This window comes from Streptomyces nymphaeiformis (assembly GCF_014203895.1).
Classification (GTDB): Bacteria; Actinomycetota; Actinomycetes; order Streptomycetales; family Streptomycetaceae; genus Streptomyces; species Streptomyces nymphaeiformis.
In genome coordinates this window covers 175,253-194,374 of sequence record NZ_JACHJY010000007.1, presented here as the reverse complement: position 1 = coordinate 194,374, position 19,122 = coordinate 175,253, and the positions used below count along the sequence as shown (strand labels likewise).

Here is a 19,122-nt window from a genome sequence, read left to right as displayed (position 1 = left end):
GCTGGAGGTGGGATGGGAATCGAAGTAGTCGTTGAGGGTCTGACCATGTCCTTCGGCAAGCAGAACATCTGGCAGGACGTGTCGCTGACCCTGCCGGCCGGAGAGGTCAGCGTCATGCTCGGCCCTTCCGGCACCGGGAAGACCGTCTTCCTGAAATCGCTCATCGGGCTCCTCAAGCCCCAGCAGGGCCGTGTCCTCATCAACGGGGTCGACATGGTCAGCAGCCCCGAACGGGACATCTACGAGACCCGGAAACTCTTCGGCCTCATGTTCCAGGACGGCGCCCTCTTCGGCTCCATGAGCCTCTTCGACAACATCGCCTTCCCGCTGCGCGAGCACACCCGCAAACGGGAGTCCGAGATCCGGCGCATCGTCATGGAGCGCATCGAACTCGTCGGTCTCCTCGGCGCGGAGGACAAGCTGCCCGGCGAGATCAGCGGCGGCATGCGCAAGCGCGCCGGACTGGCCAGGGCGCTCGTCCTCGACCCTCAGATCGTGCTGTGCGACGAACCGGACTCCGGCCTCGACCCCGTCCGCACCGCCTATCTGTCCCAGCTCCTCATCGACCTCAACGCGCGGATCGACGCGACGATGCTGATCGTCACCCACAACCTCGACATCGCCGCCACCGTCCCCGACAACATGGGGATGTTCTTCCGCCGCAGGCTCGTCACCTTCGGCCCCCGCGAGGTCCTCCTCACCAGCGACGAACCGGTCGTGATCCAGTTCCTCGCCGGCCGCCGCGAAGGCCCCATCGGCATGTCCGAGGAGAAGGACGCCGCCCTGCTCGCCGCCGAGGCGGCCGGCCCCGCCGCCCACCCGTCGGCGCCCCGCGTCATCGTCCCGCAGCTGGAGCCCTCGCCCGGCCTCCCGCCCCGCGCGGCCGTCACCCGGCGGCGCGAGCGCGTCCTCGGCATGCTCGACCAGCTCCCGCCCGCCGCCCGCGCCGCCATCCGCGACACCTACGCGCACCACGCGGCGGCGCCCACCCTCACCCTGCCGGCCCCGGGGAGCGGCTCGTGATCACCGGCGCGCTGCGGCAGACCGGCCGCCTCTTCGCCCTCGCCGTCGAGGTGAGCCGGGCCGTCTTCCGGCGGCCCTTCCAACTCCGGGAGTTCGTCGAGCAGTTCTGGTTCGTCGCCAGCGTCACCATCCTGCCCGCCGCGCTCGTCTCCATCCCGTTCGGCGCCGTCATCGCCCTCCAGGTCGGCTCGCTCACCCAGCAACTGGGAGCCCAGTCGTTCACCGGCGGCGCCAGCGTCCTCGCCGTCATCCAGCAGGCCAGCCCCCTCATCGTGGCGCTCCTGATCGCCGGCGCCGGCGGCTCCGCCATCTGCGCCGACCTCGGCTCCCGCAAGATCAGGGAGGAGCTCGACGCGATGGAGGTCATGGGCGTCTCGCCCGTCCAGCGACTCGTCGTGCCCCGCGTCCTCGCCACCATGGCCGTCGCCGTGCTGCTCAACGGCATGGTCTCCGTCGTCGGCACGCTGGGCGGCTACTTCTTCAACATCGTCCTCCAGGGCGGCACCCCCGGCGCGTACCTCTCCAGCTTCTCCGCCCTCGCCCAGCTCCCCGACCTCTACATCAGCGAACTCAAGGCCCTGATCTTCGGGTTCATCGCCGGCATCGTCGCCGCCTACCGCGGGCTCAACCCGCGCGGCGGACCGAAGGGCGTCGGAGACGCCGTCAACCAGTCCGTCGTCATCACCTTCATGCTGCTGTTCTTCGTGAACATGGTGCTCACGGGCATCTACCTGCAGATCGTCCCGCCGAAGGGAGGCTGAGACCGATGGCCTCCCCGTTCGTCTGGCTCGACCGGTCCGGTGACCAGCTCCTGTTCTACCTCAGGGCCCTGCTCTGGATCCCGCGCACGCTGCGCCGCTACCTCAGGGAGGTGCAACGGCTGCTCGCCGAGGTCGCGTTCGGCTCCGGCGGCCTCGGCGTCATCGGCGGCACCATCGGCGTCATGATCGCGATGACGCTGTTCACCGGAACCGTCGTCGGCCTCCAGGGCTACGCGGCCCTCGAACAGATCGGCACCGCCGCCTTCACCGGCTTCGTGTCCGCCTACTTCAACACCCGCGAGATCGCCCCGCTCGTCGCCGGACTCGCCCTCTCCGCGACCGTCGGCGCCGGCTTCACCGCCCAGCTCGGCGCCATGCGCATCAACGAGGAGGTCGACGCCCTCGAAGGCATGGGCATCCGCTCCATGCCGTACCTGGTCACCACCCGCATCATCGCCGGCGTCGTCGCCATCGTCCCGCTCTACGCGGTCGGCCTGCTCTCCTCCTACCTGGCCTCCCGCTACATCACGGTCCTCTTCAACGGCCAGTCCCAGGGCACGTACGACCACTACTTCAACCTCTTCCTGTCACCGACGGACGTCCTCCTCTCGGTGCTCAAAGTGCTGATCTTCAGCGTGATGGTGATCATCGCCCACTGCTACTACGGCTTCCGCGCCTCCGGCGGCCCCGCCGGCGTCGGCATCGCCGTCGGCCGCTCCGTACGCAACGCCATCGTCCTGATCAGCGTCACCGACTTCTTCCTGTCGCTGGCCCTCTGGGGCGCGACCACGACCGTGAAGGTGGCGGGGTGAGATGAGCGACTCACGTGCCGAGACCCTGCGCCGCCGGTTCGCCGGCGTCGTCTTCCTGCTCGTACCCGTCCTGCTCGCCTCGCTGGCGGTCGCCGTCTACGACAAGGGCTTCACCGACTCCGACCCGATCACCGTCGAGACCGGCAGCGTCGGCAACGAGATGCACCTCGGCGCCGAGGTGAAACTGCGCGGCGTCGTCGTCGGAGAGGTCCGCGCCATCGACGCCGTCGACGGCGGAGCCCGCCTCACCCTCGCCATGCGGCCCGGCACCCTCCGCCACGTCCCCTCCGACGTCCGCGCGCAGATGCTGCCCACGACCCTCTTCGGCGAACGGTTCGTCGCCCTCGTACCGCCCGCAGCCCCCTCCTCAAGGCCGCTCGGACCCGGAGACGTCATCCCGGAGGACCGGTCGAGCAACGCCGTGGAACTCCAGCAGGTCCTCGACGACGTCCTGCCCCTGCTCACCGCCGTCCAGCCGCAGAAACTGTCGGCGACCCTGTCCGCCGTCTCCCGCGCCCTGGAGGGACGCGGCGACGAGCTCGGCGCGACCCTCGCCCGACTCGACGCCCACCTCCGCGAGTTCAACCCCCACCTGCCCGCCCTCACCCGCGACCTGAAAGAACTCGTGAAGGTCAGCCACCTCTACGCGGACGCGGCCCCGGACATCGTCACGGCGCTCACCGACTTCACCACCACCAGCGGCACCCTCGCCGAGAAGGAGGGCGAGTTGGCCGGCACCTTCGGCGCCACCACCCGCACGGCCCAGGACGTGACCGCCTTCCTGCGGCAGAACAGGAACAACATCATCCGGCTCAGCGCCACCAGCCGGCCCACCCTGGACCTGCTCGCCGAGTACTCCCCGTCCTTCCCCTGCACCCTGCGCACCCTCGCCCAGTTCGTGCCCGCGATGGACAAGGCCCTCGGCAAGGGCACGAACCAGCCCGGACTGCACGTCGAGGTGACCACCGTCCCCTCGCGCGGCGCCTACGTCCCCGGCCGTGACAGGCCCTCGTACGGCTCCGGCGGCGGCCCGCACTGCTACCCCGTGCCCTACCTCGGCATCCCGGCCGCACCCGCCACACAGGCGTCCGCCGCCGCCGACCAGCAGCTCGGGCCCGCCAACTCCCCGCAGGAGAACGACCTCGTCAACGAACTGCTCGCGCCCGCTGCCGGGAAGCGGCCCGGCGACCTGCCGGACTGGAGCAGCCTGCTCGCCGGCCCGGCGTTCCGCGGCGCGGAGGTGACCCTCCGATGACGACACGGCCCGCCCACACGCGACGACGCGGCCTGACCGGGACCGTCCTGAAGTCCCTCGCGTTCGTCCTGGTCACCGCCCTCGCCACCACCGTCCTCGGCTTCAGCATCGCCAACACCGGCGTCGGATCCGAAACGCGCTCGTACAAGGCGCTGTTCACCGACGTCACCGGGCTCGTCACGGGCGACTCCGTGCGCATCGCCGGAGTGAAGGTGGGCGAGGTGACCGACGTGCGCGTCGTCGAGCGGCGCACCGCCCAGGTCACCTTCACCGTCCGCGAGGACCGCTCCCTGCCCCGGTCGGCCACCGCCGCCGTGAAGTACCTCAACATGGTCGGGCAGCGGTACGTCTCCCTCGGCCAGGGCACCGGCGACCTCAGCGGCACCCTGGGCGCCGGGGACACCATCCCGCTCGACCGCACCACCCCCGCACTCGACCTGACCCTGCTGTTCAACGGATTCAAGCCGCTGTTCGAGGGACTCTCGCCCGCCGACGTCAACGACCTCGCCGGCTCCCTCGTGCAGGTCCTCCAGGGCGAGAGCGGCACCGTCGACAGCCTCCTGCGGCACATCGGCTCCCTCACCAGGACCGTCGCCGCCAAGGACAAGGTCATCGGAGAGGTCGTCACCCACCTCAACACCGTCCTGAGCACCCTCAACAACCGCGAGGCGGCCTTCGGGGACCTCGTCGTCACCCTCCAGAAGCTCGTCACCGGCTTCAACACCGACCGCAAACCCCTCGGCGAGGCCGTCAAGGCCATCGGCGACCTCACGACGACGACCGCCGGACTCCTCCAGGAGGGGCGCGCACCCCTCAAGAAGGACATCCGCGAACTCGGCCGGCTCTCGGGCACCCTCGGCGACCACACCCCCGCCATCGAGGCCTTCCTCGCGAACACCCCCGGCAAGATGTCGGCCCTCGCCCGGCTCTCCTCGTACGGATCGTGGTTCAACCTCTACCTCTGCGAGGCGCGCGTGAGCGGCGTGGGAACGTCCGACGGCTCCAAGCCGCCCACCGGCATCGCCGTGACCGAGACGAGGTGCCGCGGATGAGCCCGCGCGGCCGGATCAAGCCGGTCAAGGAGCGCAACCCCGTCGCCGTCGCCGTCGTCGGCCTGATCGTCCTCGCCCTCCTGGCCGCCCTCGCGTACAACGTGGAACGGCTCCCGCTCGTCGGCGGCGACACCGCCTACAGCGCCGACTTCACCGAGGCCGCCGGCCTCGACGCCGGCGACGAGGTCCGCATCGCCGGGGTCAAGGTCGGCGAGGTCACCGAGGTCGCCCTCGACGGGCCCAGGGTCAAGGTGACCTTCGAGGTCGGCGACGCCTGGATCGGCGACCGCTCCACCGCCACCATCGCCATCAAGACCCTCCTCGGCGAGAAGTACCTGGCGGTCGACCCGCTGGGCTCCGCACCCCAGGACCCCGGCACCCGCATCCCGCAGTCCCGGACCACGTCCCCGTACGACGTCACGCAGGCCTTCCAGGACCTCAGCGGCACCGTCGACGCCATCGACACCGAGAAGCTCGCGGAGAGCTTCGAGACGATCTCCGCCACCTTCAAGAACTCGCCGCCGCACGTACGCAACGCCGCCACCGGCCTGTCCGAGCTGTCGAAGTCCGTCTCCAAACGCGACACCGAGCTCGCCCGGCTCCTGGAGAACAGCAGGAAGTTCACCAAGACCCTCCAGGACAAGAAGTCCAGCTTCGAGATCCTCCTGGAGGACGGCGGCTCGCTCCTCGGCGAACTCAGGAAGCGCCGCGAGGCCATCCGCGCCCTGCTCAAGGGAAGCCGGGAGCTGGGCACCGAGCTCAGCGGCGTCGTCGGCGACAACGACCGGCAGCTCGGCCCCACCCTGAAGGCCCTCAGCCGCGTCACCGGCGTCCTGGAGAAGAACAGCGGCCAACTCGACAAGACGCTCGCGCTCCTCGGCCCGTACTACCGGCTCGTCGGCAACACCCTCGGCAGCGGCCGCTGGTTCGACGCCTACCTGTGCGGCGTGGTGCCCCGCACCTATCTGCCCGAGGCCTCGCAGCCCAAGACCGGATGCCTCCCGCCGAAACAGACGGCGACGGCCCAGGGGAGCGGTGAACGATGACCAAGCCCAGAAAGCCCCTCGTCGCCGGGCTCGCCCTGACGGTGCTCGCGGCCTGCGGTCTCGTCGCCGTCCGCGTCCTCGACGACGACGGCATCCGCGTCACCGCCTGGTTCGACCGGGCCGTCGGCATCTACGCCGGATCCGATCTGCGCGTCCTCGGCGTCCGGGTGGGAGAGGTGGCGTCCGTGGAACCGCAGGGCACCCGCGTACGCGTCGAACTCCGCCTCGACGAAGGCGTACGCGTCCCCGCCGACGCGCGGGCCCTCGTCGTCGCCCCGAGCATCGTCGCCGACCGGTACGTCCAGCTCGCCCCCGCCTACAGCAGCGGCCCCGCGCTCGCCGACGGCGCCCAGCTGCCCGCCTCCCGCAACCGCACCCCCGTCGAGATCGACCAGCTCTATGACTCGATCACCGAGCTGAGCAAGGCGCTCGGCCCCGACGGCGCCAACTCCGCCGGAGCCCTCTCCGCACTCCTGGACACCGGAGCGAAGAACCTCAAGGGCAACGGCACGGCCATCGGCACCTCCATCGAACAGTTCGGCAAGGCCGCCAAGACCCTCGACGGCAGCAGCGAGAACCTCTTCACCACCCTCGGGCAGCTGCAGACCTTCACCACGATGCTCAAGAACAAGGACGGCGACGTCCGCACCGCACAGGAACGCCTGGACGAGGTCGTCGGCTACTTCGCCGAGAACAAGGACGACCTCGCCGGCGCCCTCAAGGAACTCGGCAAGGCCCTCGCCCAGGTCAAGACCTTCATCAAGGACAACCGCGGCGAGCTGAAGAAGAACGTCGACCGGCTCGTGCCCCTCACCCAGACCCTCGTCGACCAGCGTGCCTCCCTCGCGGAGGCGCTCGACGTCGCCCCGCTCGCCGCCGGCAACGTCGTCAACGCGTACAACAAGGACACCCGCACCCTCGACGGCCGCGCGAACCTCAACGAGATCAGCACGGGCGGACCGCTGCTCCCGCTGCCGGTGACCGGCGGATCCTCCTCGGCACGCACCGGAGAGGGGGAGCGGTGACCACCCTGCCCTCCCGCAAGGCCCTCGGCGCCGGAGCCGTCGGAGCGGTCGCCCTCGGCCTCGGGATCGCCGTCGTCCTCGGCGCGGTCCCCGCGAACCCCGTCCGCTTCGACGGCATCGAGGACCTCCCGCTGCCCGGCGGCGCCGACCTCGGCTCCCACCCCTACACGGTCACCGCCGAACTCGACGACGTCCTCAGCCTCGTGCCGCAGTCCGCGGTCAAGGTCAACGACGTCGCCGTCGGCCGCGTCACCGCCATCGAGCTGGGCACCGGCACCGGCACCTGGACCGCCCGCGTCACCCTGAAGATCAACGGCGACGTCCGCCTCCCCGCCGACGCCGGCGCCCGCCTCGAACAGTCCAGCCTCCTGGGCGAGAAGTACATCCAGCTCGTCGCCCCGCGGAAGGACGGCGGCGGACGCCTCACCGACGGCAGCGTCATCCCCCTCGCGCGCACCAACCGCAACACGGAGGTCGAGGAGGTGTTCGGCGCGCTGTCCCTGCTGCTCAACGGCGGCGGCGTCAACCAGCTCAAGACCATCACCCGGGAACTCAACGCGGCGCTCGGCGGCCGCGAACCCGAGGTCCGCTCGATGCTGAACCGCGTGAACACCCTGGTCACCAACCTGGACGCGCACCGAGGCGACATCACCCGCGCCCTCGACGGACTCAACCGCCTCTCCGCCACCCTCGCCGGCCGCAAGAAGGACGTCGACACGGTCCTCACCGGCCTCTCGCCCGGCCTGAAGACCCTGGAGAACCAGCGGGGCTCCCTGCTGACCATGCTCCGCGCCCTCGACACCCTGTCCGGAGTCGCCGTCAGCACCATCGACGCGAGCAAGAAGGACATGGTCGCCGACCTCAAGGCCCTCGCCCCGACCCTCAAGGCCCTCGCCGACGCCGGTGCCGACCTGCCCGAATCACTGCAGGTGCTCCTCACGTATCCGTTCACCGACGAGGTGATGCGCGGCATCAAGGGCGACTACCTCAACACCTATCTGCACCTCGCGGCCGCCCCGGGGACCGAGGTCATCCCGCCCCTCATCCCCAGGACCGACCCCACCCCGACCCCGTCCCCGTCGAACCCCGAACCGGACCCGGACCCGGACCCCGAACCCGACCCGGATCCGGAACCGGACCCGGCCTCGCGCGGCGGAGCCGGAACGCACCGCGACACCCAGAGCCCGCGGTCGGCGCTGCCGCTGCCCCCGGTCACCACGAGCACCCCCCAGGACGGAGGCGAGAAGCGGTGATCACCCGCACCGTACGGCTGAAGAACCTCGCGTTCCTCGTCATCGCCGTACTCGTCCTCGGCTTCGTCGGCGTCCGCTACGCCGACCTCGGCCGCTACGCCGGAGTCGCCGACCACTACACCGTCCGCGTCCACCTCGCCCGTACGGGAGGGCTGTTCACCCACTCCGACGTCACCTACCGCGGCGTCTCCGTCGGCCGCGTCGGAGCCATCGACCTCACCGCCGACGGAGTCGTCGCCGAACTCCGCATCAAGAACTCGGCGCCCTCCATCCCCGCCGACGCCCGCGCCGTCGTCGCCGGACTCTCCGCCGTCGGCGAGCAGTACATCGACCTGCGCCCCGAGAGCGACGGCGGGCCGTTCCTCGCCGACGGCGCCCGCATCGAACAGGCCGACACCGAGGTGCCCGCACCCGTCACCGACGTCCTGGCGAGCATCGACGACCTCAGCCGCTCCGTACCCCTCGACTCCCTGCGCACGGTCGTCGACGAACTCGGCAAGACCTTCGAGGGACACGGCGACGACCTCCAGGTCCTCCTCGACAACGGCAGCCGATTCGTCCGGGCCGCCGACCGCTCCCTGCCGGCCACGACCCGGCTCATCGACGACGGCGAGGTCGTCCTGCGCACCCAGGCCGACGAGAGCCGCGCCATCCGGGACTTCGCCACCGGCGCCCGCGACCTCGCCGCCACCCTCAAGGGCTCCGACGCCGACCTGCGCCGCCTCCTGGCCGTCACACCCGACGCGACCGGCCAGGTCAGCGGCCTCCTGCGCGACCTCGACCCGAGCCTCGGCGTCGTCCTCGCCAACCTCCTCACCACCTCCGAGATCGCCGTCACCCGGCAGCGCGGCACCGAGGAACTCCTCGTGAAGTTCCCCGCCGCCGTCTCGGCGGGAGCCACCACCGTCGACGGAGGACACGTGAACTTCGGCATGGCCGTCACCTTCTTCAAGCCGCTGCCCTGCACCTCCGGGTACGGCGCCACGCGCTACCGCAACGGCCTCGACCTGGGGACCGCGCCCGCCCTCAACACCGGCGCCTCCTGCACCGCCGCGGCCTCCACCGGCGTCAACGTGCGCGGCTCGGCCCACGCCCCCAAGAGCGGCGCCGTGCCCACCCCCGCCCGGCCCGGCTCCCTGCCCTCCGGCAGCACCCGCACCACGACCACGGGCACGCAGACCGCCCTGCCCGGCGCGCTCGCCCTGCCCGGCCAGAGCGGCGGCCCGACGGACATGGCCGGCCTCCTCGGCCTCGGCACGGGGAGTACGCGATGAGGCGGGCCAAAGCCCTGAGCACCGGTGCCCTCGTCGTCGCCCTCGGCTTCTGCGGCACCGGTGCCTGGACCTACGCCCAGGCCCGCACGGACGAGGAGCTCGCCTTCGGCCGGGAACGCGACACCGCGCTCGCCGAGGGCCGCAGCCGCCTCACCGTCCTCAACACGCTCGACGCCTCGACCCGCGAGCGCGCCGAGGCGGGCATCCGGGCCTGGCGCGACGCCTCCACCGGACCCCTCCGCACCGAACTCGGCCGCACCGAGCCCACGGTGGGCGCCTCGGCCCGCGCCACGGTCACGGAGGCGGCGCTCACGGCGCTCGACGCGAGGGCCGGTACGGCGAAACTCATCGCGACCGTACGCGTCGACGTCACCCCCCGCGGAGCCGCCTCCGCGACCACCGACCGCAAGCGCCTGGAGGCCGTCCTGACCCGCACGGACGAGAACACGTGGAGGGTGGCGGCACTGAGCGCGGTCCCGGTCGCGGGGGCGGAGCAGGGCGAGACGGGCAAGGAGGGCGGGGACGAGTGACGCGACTGCTGCGCAAGACGAGGGGCGGAGACGCCGGGCCGGACGGAGGAGGGACACAGGAGGCCGTCGGGGACGACCGGCAGGAAACGGAGGCGAAGGCCACCGAGACCGCGGACGCGACGCGGCCCACGGAGCCGGGCGCAGCAGGGGGCATCGCCACGGAGGCCCCTGATCCGGGCCCGGCGATGGCGACGGACCAGGACGAGGCGGACCCGGGTGAGGCCACCGGCCGTCGTTCCGCCGTCCCCTGGCGCAAGGCCGCCCTCGCCGTCGCCCTCACCGGCCTCCTCCTCGGCGGGAGCTGGTTCTTCTACGCCGCCCACCAGCTCCGCTCGACTCCGGCGGCGCGCAACCACGCGCTCACCGACACCGCGACGACCGACCGCGTCAGCGGCGAGGTGGCCGAAGGCCTCGCCCGGGTCTTCTCCTACACGCCCGCCGACACCGACGCCGCGGAGCGGTCCTCCCGCACCGTGCTCGCGGGGCGCGCCGCACGCCAGTACGGCGACCTGCTCGCCCAGGTCCGCACGAAGCTGGTCGGGCAGCGCATCACCCTGTCCACCCAGGCCGTCCGCACCGGGGTCGTCGAACTCGACGGGGACAGCGCGCGCCTCCTCGTGTTCCTCGACCAGACCTCGCGCCGCGACAAGGGCGCCGCGACCTCCGCCGCCGCGCAGCTCACCGTCACCGCGAAGTACGAGGGGGACCGGTGGCTGATCGTCGACATCAAGGCCCGCTGACGATGCGCGGGAGACGGGAGAACCCCATGACACACCGGTCGGCCCTGGCCGTGGCCCTCGTGCTCACGCTGGTCGCGGGCGGCTTCGCGGCCTGGGAGGGCCGGAGCTGGTACGCGGCGGCGCACGACGACTCCGCGGCGTACGCCGCTCAGCGCGACCGGGTGCTCGCGGCGGGGGAGCAGGCCGTGCAGAACCTCAACACGCTCGACCACCGCCGCGTGGACCAGGGCCTCGACCTCTGGGAGACCTCGACGACCGGCGAACTGCACCAGCAACTCGTCGACGGCCGCAAGGAGTTCACCAGCCAGGTGAAGACGGCGAAGACGGTGACCACGGCCCGGGTGCTGTCCGGCGCCGTCACCGAACTCGACGACCGGGCGGGGCGGGCCCGGCTGCTCGTCGCGCTGCGCGTCACCGTCACGACGCCGGACAGCAAGAGCACGGAGAAGGACAGCCGCATGCTGGGCGAACTCACCCGCACCGACGGCCAGTGGAAGCTCAGTGGTCTGGGGCAGGCCCCCGTGGGCGGCACGGCGACGGGTTGACCGGACCGTTCGTACGCGAGAGCCGCCAGCACCCGAAAGGACACGCACGATGCCGACGCCCCGTCACCACCTCAACCGCCAGCGCCGCCGCCAGGCCCTCGCCGACCAGCCGACCGCCGCGTCCAGGGCCCATGCGTCGGTCGGCCTCCTGACCGAACCCGACTCGGGTCCCCGGCGGCGACCGGCGGCGAAGCCCGTACGAGAAACGACGGAAGCGCCGAGGGAGGAAGCCGTCTCAGCGGCGCAGGACGAGGCCCCGGCCCCGAAGGGCGGGACGCGTCGCCACACCCCGCTGGTCGTCCTCTGTCTCCTGACCCTCCTCCTCGGAGGCTTCGCGGGGTGGGCGCACAGCAGGGCCGGAGCTCTGCGGGACGACCCCGCGCGCGGCAACACGGCTCTCACCGACCTCGCCCGAACCAGCGAGATCAAGGGCCAGACCGCCGCGGCCGTCGCCGCGCTCTTCTCGTACGACCACGCCGACACGGCTCCGTTCGATCGCGCCGCGAAGACCCTCCTCACCGGCAAGGCCGTGACCCAGCACCGCACGCTGTTCGCCGGGGTGCTCGCGCAGGCGGCACAGCAGAAGACGGTGATCACCACGACGGTCACCGACAGCGCCGTCGAACGGATCGACGGCGACCGGGCCCGGGTCCTGGTCTACGCAGACCAGAGCAGCGTGAGCACGGCCGGTGCCGGCGGGAAGGGCGGGGGGAAGCAGAAGCCGAAGGCACAGGACCAAGGCGTCTACGCGGGCGCCATGTTCGCCCTGGACGTCGTGCGCCGCGACGGCCACTGGCTCGTGGAGAACATCGACACCTTCGGTCGCTGATCGTCGGACCGGTATCCCGGCCGGGGGATGCTCACGGCCGGTGCCGGACGAAGGTGAGGTAGGCGTAGCCCTCGCCGGCGCCCGGTGCGCGCGTCCAGGATCGGGTGGTGAAGGTGTGGAGCCTGCCCCGGGTCAGGGCCAAGCGGGGGAGGGACAACCCGAGGGTGGTGTGGAGGGCCTGGAGGGCCCGCCGTTCGCCGTCCGTCCCGCTGTCCTCCGGGCGGAACAGCCGGGCCGGGTCCAGGGCCTCGGGCAGGGCGCCGGAACGCTGGATCTCCGTACCCCGGACGGTGAAGGAGTACAGCTCCTCGCCGTGTTCGGCCACCGACAGGTGGAACGCCTCCGGGGTCGGGCGCCGGGGGTCGCACCAGACGACCACGGCGCGCCCGGACGCTGAGGCGTCCACGGCCGGAGACCGGAACAGCGTGCTCAGGGAAGGGTGGGAGTAGCCGTCGAAGGCGAAGGCCCATCCCTCCCCGGTGCGGCCGACGGCGACGACCGCCCGGTCCTCCCAGAGTTCGACGCCTTCCCGCTCGTGGGGCTTGGGCGCCCGCCAGGAAGCCCTGAGCGGATCCGTGGGCTCGCTCAGTCCGGCGCCGTCCTCGCCGATCAGCGAGGGAAGGCGGGCCGGGTCGGCCCCTTCGACCCAGACGCACCGGTACCCGTCGAACGGCTCCCGGTTCCCGGGCCGGTCCGTCAGCCAGGCGAGGCCCGGCGGATCGAGATCCGGGACCGGTTCGGGAGCGGATCCCGACTCCCCGGCCCGTGGAGTCGCGAGGATCTCCCGCCCCCGCTCCGGGGTGATCATGGGCCCCAGGAGAGGATCGGCGAGCAGACCGACCGGGGCGATCAGCCAGGGGCCGGGCGCCTCCCACCGCGGCAGTGCGTCCCGCAGCACCCGCCACGCCGCGTCGTTCGGTCCCCACCGAGCGGCCTCCCGGGCCTCGGCGACGGCCCGGTCCCAGTGCTCGCCCTCGCCCTGCGCCCCCGCTCCGCCCGCCGTCGCCGAGCCCCGCGCGGCGAGACCCTCGCTGCCCGGAGCCAGCAGGTGCCGCACCTGGTCGAGGAGGACGCCGCTCCACGGCCGCCCGAAGGACCGTGCCTCGTCGAGCAGGGGCAGCGCCTCCTCGTACCGTCCGCGCAGGGAGAGCCGGCGGGCCTCTTCCACCCGGGCGTCCTGGACGCGTGTGGTCGCGTTCACGAAGTCGGGCCGCTCGGCCCGGTCGGCGTGGAAGGCGCGGTACACGGTCTCCATGTACGCGCGGAACGACGGGTAGCGGTCCGGCATCTCACCGCTCCAGCCCTTGTACACGTACAGCGCCCACTCGCCGTCCGCATCGCTGTCGCCCGGGTCGAGGAGGGCGTACGACGCGTCGGATTCCGTGTCGAGCCGCAGCGCGCGCCGCCACATCCCGGCCAGCAGGACGTCCTCCTCGCGCGGGTCGTCGTCCAGATTCTCCTCGTACAGCGACGCCATGTCGTGCGGGTCCCCGAACCAGTCGACGTCCGCCACCCCACCGAGCCGGTAGATCGCGGCCGACTGGTCCACCTGCCATCCGTCGCTCACGGCCAGGAACTCCCGGTACGAGGGCGGAAGTCGCCGTCCGAGCCGCTCCTCGGCCGCGACGATCGCGGTCTCGTCGGCCCCGGGCGCGCCCAGGGGGACGGCGGCCTCCCCGCCGTCCTCGTCGGCGCGCGGGACCCACTCGTCCTGCCAACGCCCCAGGAATTCCCGCCAGTCGAAGGATGCGTCACTCATGGAACCCAGGGTGTCATCCGGCACTGACAACGCGGCCGGCGGATCGCCCGCCCAGATGCCGATCCGGCCAAACTCCCTTGACGGCGGGGCCCGTTCGGGCGTGCTCTGCGACGATGGCCCGCGACCAATCCTGTCGAGGAGCGGAGTGCAGCGTGACCGATCGACACGTGAGTTCGGCCGTCATGACCCACCCCGTCCGCCTCGGTCAGGCGCAGGACCTCGTCGACCGGCTCCGGCTCGACCGCCTGGCCCTGGACCCCGATCCGGACGGCCCGCCCTCCGCTCTCCGCACCGCCCTCGTCGCCTGGTCGGCCGCGGCGCCGGGGGCCGGCCACCACCTCGTCGTCCAGGACGACGTCGACGCCCCCGCCGAGCTCCTGGAGATCGTCGCCCGGGCGGCCGACCGCTTCCCCGACGAGGCACTGGTCTTCTACACCAACTGGCACGCCCGCAACGGCGCCGCCGCCCGCCTCGCCGCCCTCGCCGGCGCCTCCTGGGTGCGGGCCGTCCCCGACGAGTTCACGCCCTCCCTGGCCGTCTGCCTGCCGACCGCGACCGCCGCCGCCTTCCGCGCCTTCGCCCGCGACAGCGAGGAACGCCACGACGACGAGCTGTTCACCGTCTTCTTCCGTGGCCGCGGGCGGATGAGCCTCCTCGCCGTACCGAACGTCGTCGAGCACATCGGCACCAGCAGCATCAACGGTCACGCCGCCCAGGGCATCCGCCTCGCCGTGTGCCCCACCCCGGCCGCCGACGCCGCGCCCCTGCTCGCCAGGGGCCGCGTTCTGGAGGAGCCGGGATGGGTCCCGTACATGCGGTACGGCGAGGGCTACATCCGGCTCGTCGGTCAGGAGAACGGCCCCGACGGCGGACGAGGCCACCAGCGGTGGACCGAGGCCCTGCCGGCGACCGGACTCACCGAGGAGACGGTCCGCGCCGCCCGGGACGCGCACCTGCCGGAACGGCTCGCGGCGGAGGTGGCCCGCACCTTCGGCAGGCCCTTCGCCGAGGAGCTGTGGACCCACTGCCTGCTCCTCGGCCGGCAGGCCGCCCACGCGGCCCGCCGCCTCGGCCGCGCGGTCGACGACGTGCCCGCCGACGCCCTCGACCGGATGCGGCACTCCGCCGTCGCCACCGCGGGGCCCGCCGGACTCCCGCCCGAGCGCCGCCCGGAGGCGGGACCGGACGAGGTCCGCGCGATGACGGCCCTGGCATGGAGCGCCGTCCGGGCAGGGGAACGACTCGGCTGACTAGGCCCGGTGGGTGATCCACACCCCCGGCTCCCAGTACGCGCCACGGCCCAGTTCCCGGTCCACCACGAGCGGGGCGAGGCCGCCGGGGAACACGTACTCCCCGTCCTCCGGGAACGTGAGGCCCGTCCAGTCCTCCCACTCGGCGACCGTCCCGGTGATCCGTGAGGAGTACGCGGAAGCCGCCGCGATCGTGCCGCCCGCGCCCACCTGCGTCCGGATCCACGGGTCGAACGGGGTCCCGTCGTCCCGCGTCCAGGTCGCGTACCGCTCGATCGGCACCAGCGGATACCGCTCCTTCCAGGTGGGCCGCACCGGCACCAGGACCGTCCCGAGCCCGGCGCGCCGGGCCGTGTCCGCCATCGCGTCGAGCAGCACCTTCGACAGGCCGCGGCCCTGGTGGTCCTCGGCCACCTCGATCCCGAGCGCGCACAGCGCCCCCGGGGTCCGGCCGGCGTCGCGGTCCGCGAAGGCCCGGGCGATCGTGTCGTCCAGGCCCGGGCCCAGGTCCTCCGCCGTACCGTCCCACGTGCGGGGCAGCGAGCGGCCCGCCCCCGCGATCACGTCGAGCTCGTCGTCGTACAGGACGAACTGGAACTCCGGGAAGTCCGTGAACAGCCGGTCCCAGTAGTCGCCGTTGATGTCGCCGTGCAGGTTGTACTCGGGCACCACGCCGGCGAACCGCTCCGGGATGCGGTCCCACAGCTCGGGCCGTTCGCTGTGCCGGACCAGGATCAGCGCCATCAGTCCTCCCCGGCCCGCGCGGGCACCTCGACGTCCCAGACGACGACGATCGGCAGACCGTCCCAGGCGGCACGGGCCGCGTCGCCGACGGCCTCCTCGTAACCACCGGGCGCGAGACGCCCGTTGAACAGCGGCTCGTGGCAGGCGCGCACCCGCAGCCCCGCCGCTCCGAAGGCCTCCAGGTAGCTGCTGAGCAGATGGACGTGGTTGCGGACGAAGGCCAGCTCCTCGGAACCGCGCACGAAGAGACACTGGCCCTGGAGGGTGATCACGAACGGATGCATGTCCGTGACGACGATCCGCCCGCCCGGCCGCACCACACGCGCCAGCTCCGCGACGGCCTGGGTGACGTCGTGCAGGTGCGTCATCGCGAGCGAGCAGACCGCGAGGTCGACGGAGTCGTCGTCGAGGGGCAGCTCCTCCATGTGCCCGACGCGGAGATCGGCCTCCGGGGAGTGCGCCCGGGCCTTGTCCAGCATGTGCGGCGACTGGTCCACGCCGATGACCCGGTGGCCGCGCGCGAGGAGCGTCCGGGTCTGCCGCCCGGTGCCGCAGGCCGCGTCGAGCGCGAAGCCGGGCGCGAGGTCGTCGAGGATCTTCCCGACGACCGGTTCCTCCACCTCGATGTACGAGCTGGGCAGGGAGTCGTACACCGCGGACCAGGCCGCGTACCCCTCCGCCGCGTCGAGTTCGCTGACGGTGGCGCCACCGTCGGGGAGCTTCTCCTCGACGGGCTCGGCGGACGCGAAGCGGCGGATGTCCTCCACCCGCTCGCGGAGGAAGGTCTCGTCGCCGTCCACGGCGTTGCGCAGCAGCGCGAGCCCCTGGATTCCCAGCACCAGTTCCCGTACGCGGAATTCACCGCTCATGCGAGCCCCTCACCGATCGGTGGACGATCACGTCATCACTGTCGGATTCCGCACTACCCCGCCCGGCGTGCCGGAATACGACATCGCGTCCGCGTGGCCGAAAAGCGGGTCCGAATGGCCGATTGGAGGCACCGTTGTCGCATGTGTGCACGGCTGCCTAGCATGGCCGGCGTGATCGAAGGATATGTGGGACGAGAAAGCGTCACCCTCGGCGGGGAGATGACCTTGCACATCTCCACCGACGCCCCCCGATTCCGCCTCCGCTTCTACCGGCTCGGCGACACCCTGGCCTTCGTCGGGGAATCCGGAGAATTCCCGGGAGGGGTTCATCCTGCCCCCGACCACCCCGACGGATTACCCGGGCGTGCCTCGCCCGCCGACGACTGGGAATGGCCGCCGCTCACCCTTCCCGTGCCCGAAGAATGGAACCAGGGAATCCATCTCGTGGAATTCGTGGAGTGCGGGGCGCCGGGCGGGAGGGGAAACCCGCCGCTCCTCGACCTGGGACACCTCGAAGGGTACGCGCGGGAGTTCTTCGTCGTCCGTCCCCGCGTCGCCGGCAGCCGGTCGCGCATCCTCTACAAGAAGTCCACCTTCACCCGCCACGCCTACAACCGCTCCGACCGCCCCGGACTCGATCGGGCCGTCAGCCTCTACGACCACCCCGTCCACCGGCCCGGCGGGGCCGGTGAACCCCGAGGTCACAAGGTCAGCCTCCACCGCCCCGGCGGAGTGATCGACCTCGCCTACTGGGACGCCCCCTTCATCGGCTGGCTGGAGCGCCACGGCTACCCCGTCGAGTACGCCACCGATCTCGACCTGCACGAGGACCCCGGTCTCCTCGCCTCCTACGACCTCCTCCTCAGCGTCGGCCACGACGAATACTGGAGCGGGCGGATGCGCGCGCACGCGGAGGCCTTCGTCCGCGAAGGCGGGAACATCGCGTTCCTCAGCGCGAACACCTGCTGGTGGCGGGTCCACCCGACCGACGGGAACACCGCGTTCGTCTCCGACACCGACCACCACGTCGGCGAGGAATACCCGCACCTGCCCGCCACCGACCAATGGTGGACCCCTTCCCCCGACGGCGTCGGAAATCCCGAGAACTCCCTCACCGGCGTGAGCTTCCGCAACGGGGGAATGTGGGCCGCCGCGGATTGGCCCGGTGACCGTCCCCGTTTCGGATACACCGTGCAGCACGCCGGCCATTGGATCTACGAAGGAACCGGATTGCGCGACGGAAGTGCTGGAGGAACCCCCGACCGGCTCGGCGCGGGCACGTCCCTGATCGGATACGAGGTCGACGGCGCCGCCTATGCCTACGACGACGCCGGAACCGCCCGCGCCACCGGCGAGGACGGAACCCCGGAATCCTTCCTCATCCTCGGAATTCACGTCCTCGAACCGGTGCACGACGACTTCCACCACTTCAAGTGGGGCCACTGGAACACCGTCGTCCGCGAGGAGACCATCACCAGCCCCCACGCCGCCACCATGGGCCTGTACACGGCGCCGGGCCCCACCGGCGGCACCGTCTTCACCGCCGGCACCACCGACTGGCCCGTGGTCTGCGGTCACGAACAGGACCCGGCCGTCGTCCGCGTCACCCGGAACCTCCTCGACCGGCTGCGCCATCGCCTTCGATGAGCTCCCGCAGCCCGGCGATCCGCGCCGCCCCTTCGGGAAGGGGCGGCGCGATCCCGTCGACCGCCCTGTCCGGCCGCCGCAGATGGACCGCCCGCATCCCCGCCGCCAGCGGACCGAGCACGTCGGGCACCCACATGTCCCCGACGAACAGCACCCGGTCCGCCGGCAGACCGCACCGGTCGAGCACCGCACGGTAGATCAGCGGATGCGGCTTGCGGGCCCCCGCACGCGCGGAACCCACCACCACGTCGACCGCGTCCCCGAGCCCCACCTCGGCGACGCGGTCCTCCAGGTCCCAGAACCAGTTGGAGCACACCCCGACCAGCAGCCCGCGCCCGCGCAGCGCCGCCAGCGACTCCCGTACGTCCGCGAACAGCGCGAGCCGGAGCGATTTCATCGCCCGGTCGAGCTCCTCGACGAGACCGTCGAGCGCCTCCTCCGGCACACCGCAGGACCGCGCCCGGCGCCGCAGCCGGTCGCGCTCCCACGTCACGTACGCCGTCTCGTCGGCCGAGTGCGCCGTGTGCTCCTCGCCCTCGGCGGGTCCCACCGACCACTGGTCGCCCCACAGCTCGCCCTCGGCCGCCAGACCCCGGCGCGCGAAGACGCCCCGGTGGTCCGGCGGCAGCGGCTCCACCATGCGGACCAGCGTCCCGTAGAAGTCGAGGACGACCGCGCCGATCCCGGCCGGCAGCACCACAGGACTCC

General features: G+C 72.2%; 19 protein-coding genes. 15 read left to right on the top strand and 4 right to left on the bottom strand.

All coding sequences use genetic code 11. The features are described from left to right. Window positions 1-12: 12 nt before the first annotated feature. The 13 genes from GGE06_RS24210 to GGE06_RS24150 are packed head-to-tail and all read left to right on the top strand — an operon-like array spanning window position 13 to window position 12,145. Window positions 13-1,023 carry an ABC transporter ATP-binding protein gene (locus GGE06_RS24210; RefSeq protein ID WP_184931702.1) on the top strand — a complete coding sequence of 337 codons (1,011 nt, stop codon included), beginning with the start codon at window positions 13-15 and terminating at the stop codon, window positions 1,021-1,023. Then, a complete protein-coding gene (locus GGE06_RS24205) occupies window positions 1,020-1,784 on the top strand; it encodes an MlaE family ABC transporter permease (RefSeq protein WP_116164492.1) in 765 nt (254 codons plus the stop codon). Before GGE06_RS24210 ends, GGE06_RS24205 begins: the two co-directional genes overlap by 4 nt. 5 nt (window positions 1,785-1,789) lie before the next feature. Continuing rightward, a complete protein-coding gene (locus GGE06_RS24200) occupies window positions 1,790-2,596 on the top strand; it encodes an MlaE family ABC transporter permease (protein WP_184931701.1) in 807 nt (268 codons plus the stop codon). Window position 2,597: 1 nt separating this feature from the next. Continuing rightward, complete coding sequence (locus GGE06_RS24195) at window positions 2,598-3,851, top strand: MCE family protein (protein WP_116164496.1); 1,254 nt, start codon at window positions 2,598-2,600, stop codon at window positions 3,849-3,851. Beyond that, on the top strand, window positions 3,848-4,903 hold the full coding sequence (locus GGE06_RS24190; RefSeq protein ID WP_116164498.1) for an MCE family protein: 1,056 nt from the start codon (window positions 3,848-3,850) through the stop codon (window positions 4,901-4,903). The genes GGE06_RS24195 and GGE06_RS24190 overlap by 4 nt, the downstream gene beginning before the upstream one ends. Beyond that, window positions 4,900-5,949 carry an MCE family protein gene (locus GGE06_RS24185; RefSeq protein ID WP_184931700.1) on the top strand — a complete coding sequence of 350 codons (1,050 nt, stop codon included), beginning with the start codon at window positions 4,900-4,902 and terminating at the stop codon, window positions 5,947-5,949. The genes GGE06_RS24190 and GGE06_RS24185 overlap by 4 nt, the downstream gene beginning before the upstream one ends. Further along, entirely contained in the window at window positions 5,946-6,974 is a 1,029-nt protein-coding gene (locus GGE06_RS24180; protein ID WP_184931699.1) for an MCE family protein, read from the top strand. The genes GGE06_RS24185 and GGE06_RS24180 overlap by 4 nt, the downstream gene beginning before the upstream one ends. Then, the gene (locus tag GGE06_RS24175) at window positions 6,971-8,227 is read left to right on the top strand and encodes an MCE family protein (RefSeq protein ID WP_184931698.1); all 1,257 of its coding nucleotides are present in this window, start codon (window positions 6,971-6,973) and stop codon (window positions 8,225-8,227) included. The genes GGE06_RS24180 and GGE06_RS24175 overlap by 4 nt, the downstream gene beginning before the upstream one ends. Further along, window positions 8,224-9,501 carry an MCE family protein gene (locus tag GGE06_RS24170; protein WP_184931697.1) on the top strand — a complete coding sequence of 426 codons (1,278 nt, stop codon included), beginning with the start codon at window positions 8,224-8,226 and terminating at the stop codon, window positions 9,499-9,501. The genes GGE06_RS24175 and GGE06_RS24170 overlap by 4 nt, the downstream gene beginning before the upstream one ends. Next, window positions 9,498-10,031: a hypothetical protein gene (locus GGE06_RS24165; protein ID WP_116164508.1), complete on the top strand. Its 534-nt coding sequence runs from the start codon at window positions 9,498-9,500 to the stop codon at window positions 10,029-10,031. The genes GGE06_RS24170 and GGE06_RS24165 overlap by 4 nt, the downstream gene beginning before the upstream one ends. Next, the gene (locus GGE06_RS24160; protein ID WP_116164510.1) at window positions 10,028-10,771 is read left to right on the top strand and encodes a hypothetical protein; all 744 of its coding nucleotides are present in this window, start codon (window positions 10,028-10,030) and stop codon (window positions 10,769-10,771) included. Before GGE06_RS24165 ends, GGE06_RS24160 begins: the two co-directional genes overlap by 4 nt. 26 nt (window positions 10,772-10,797) lie before the next feature. Beyond that, window positions 10,798-11,316 (top strand): Rv1363c family protein, encoded by a 519-nt coding sequence (locus GGE06_RS24155; RefSeq protein ID WP_246532722.1) that lies wholly within the window; start codon window positions 10,798-10,800, stop codon window positions 11,314-11,316. 49 nt (window positions 11,317-11,365) lie between these two features. Next, window positions 11,366-12,145: a hypothetical protein gene (locus GGE06_RS24150; RefSeq protein WP_116164514.1), complete on the top strand. Its 780-nt coding sequence runs from the start codon at window positions 11,366-11,368 to the stop codon at window positions 12,143-12,145. Between the two features lie 31 nt (window positions 12,146-12,176). Here GGE06_RS24150 and GGE06_RS24145 read toward each other — a convergent pair whose 3' ends face one another. Further along, window positions 12,177-13,904 carry an SMI1/KNR4 family protein gene (locus tag GGE06_RS24145; RefSeq protein ID WP_184931695.1) on the bottom strand — a complete coding sequence of 576 codons (1,728 nt, stop codon included), beginning with the start codon at window positions 13,902-13,904 and terminating at the stop codon, window positions 12,177-12,179. Window positions 13,905-14,056: 152 nt separating this feature from the next. Here GGE06_RS24145 and GGE06_RS24140 point away from each other — a divergent pair, with 152 nt between their 5' ends. After that, a complete protein-coding gene (locus tag GGE06_RS24140; RefSeq protein ID WP_312883269.1) occupies window positions 14,057-15,154 on the top strand; it encodes a hypothetical protein in 1,098 nt (365 codons plus the stop codon). On the opposite strand, the gene GGE06_RS24135 is transcribed toward GGE06_RS24140, so the two are convergent. Continuing rightward, entirely contained in the window at window positions 15,155-15,898 is a 744-nt protein-coding gene (locus tag GGE06_RS24135; RefSeq protein ID WP_116164520.1) for a GNAT family N-acetyltransferase, read from the bottom strand. After that, complete coding sequence (locus tag GGE06_RS24130) at window positions 15,898-16,767, bottom strand: class I SAM-dependent methyltransferase (protein ID WP_181924790.1); 870 nt, start codon at window positions 16,765-16,767, stop codon at window positions 15,898-15,900. The genes GGE06_RS24135 and GGE06_RS24130 overlap by 1 nt, the downstream gene beginning before the upstream one ends. 186 nt (window positions 16,768-16,953) lie before the next feature. Between GGE06_RS24130 and GGE06_RS24125 the strand changes: the two genes are divergently transcribed. Next, the gene (locus GGE06_RS24125; protein WP_312883268.1) at window positions 16,954-18,414 is read left to right on the top strand and encodes a N,N-dimethylformamidase beta subunit family domain-containing protein; all 1,461 of its coding nucleotides are present in this window, start codon (window positions 16,954-16,956) and stop codon (window positions 18,412-18,414) included. Here the strand turns inward: GGE06_RS24125 and GGE06_RS24120 are convergent. Beyond that, on the bottom strand, window positions 18,371-19,114 hold the full coding sequence (locus tag GGE06_RS24120) for an HAD family hydrolase (RefSeq protein WP_312883267.1): 744 nt from the start codon (window positions 19,112-19,114) through the stop codon (window positions 18,371-18,373). The two genes, GGE06_RS24125 and GGE06_RS24120, sit on opposite strands and share 44 nt — an antisense overlap. Window positions 19,115-19,122: the final 8 nt, after the last annotated feature.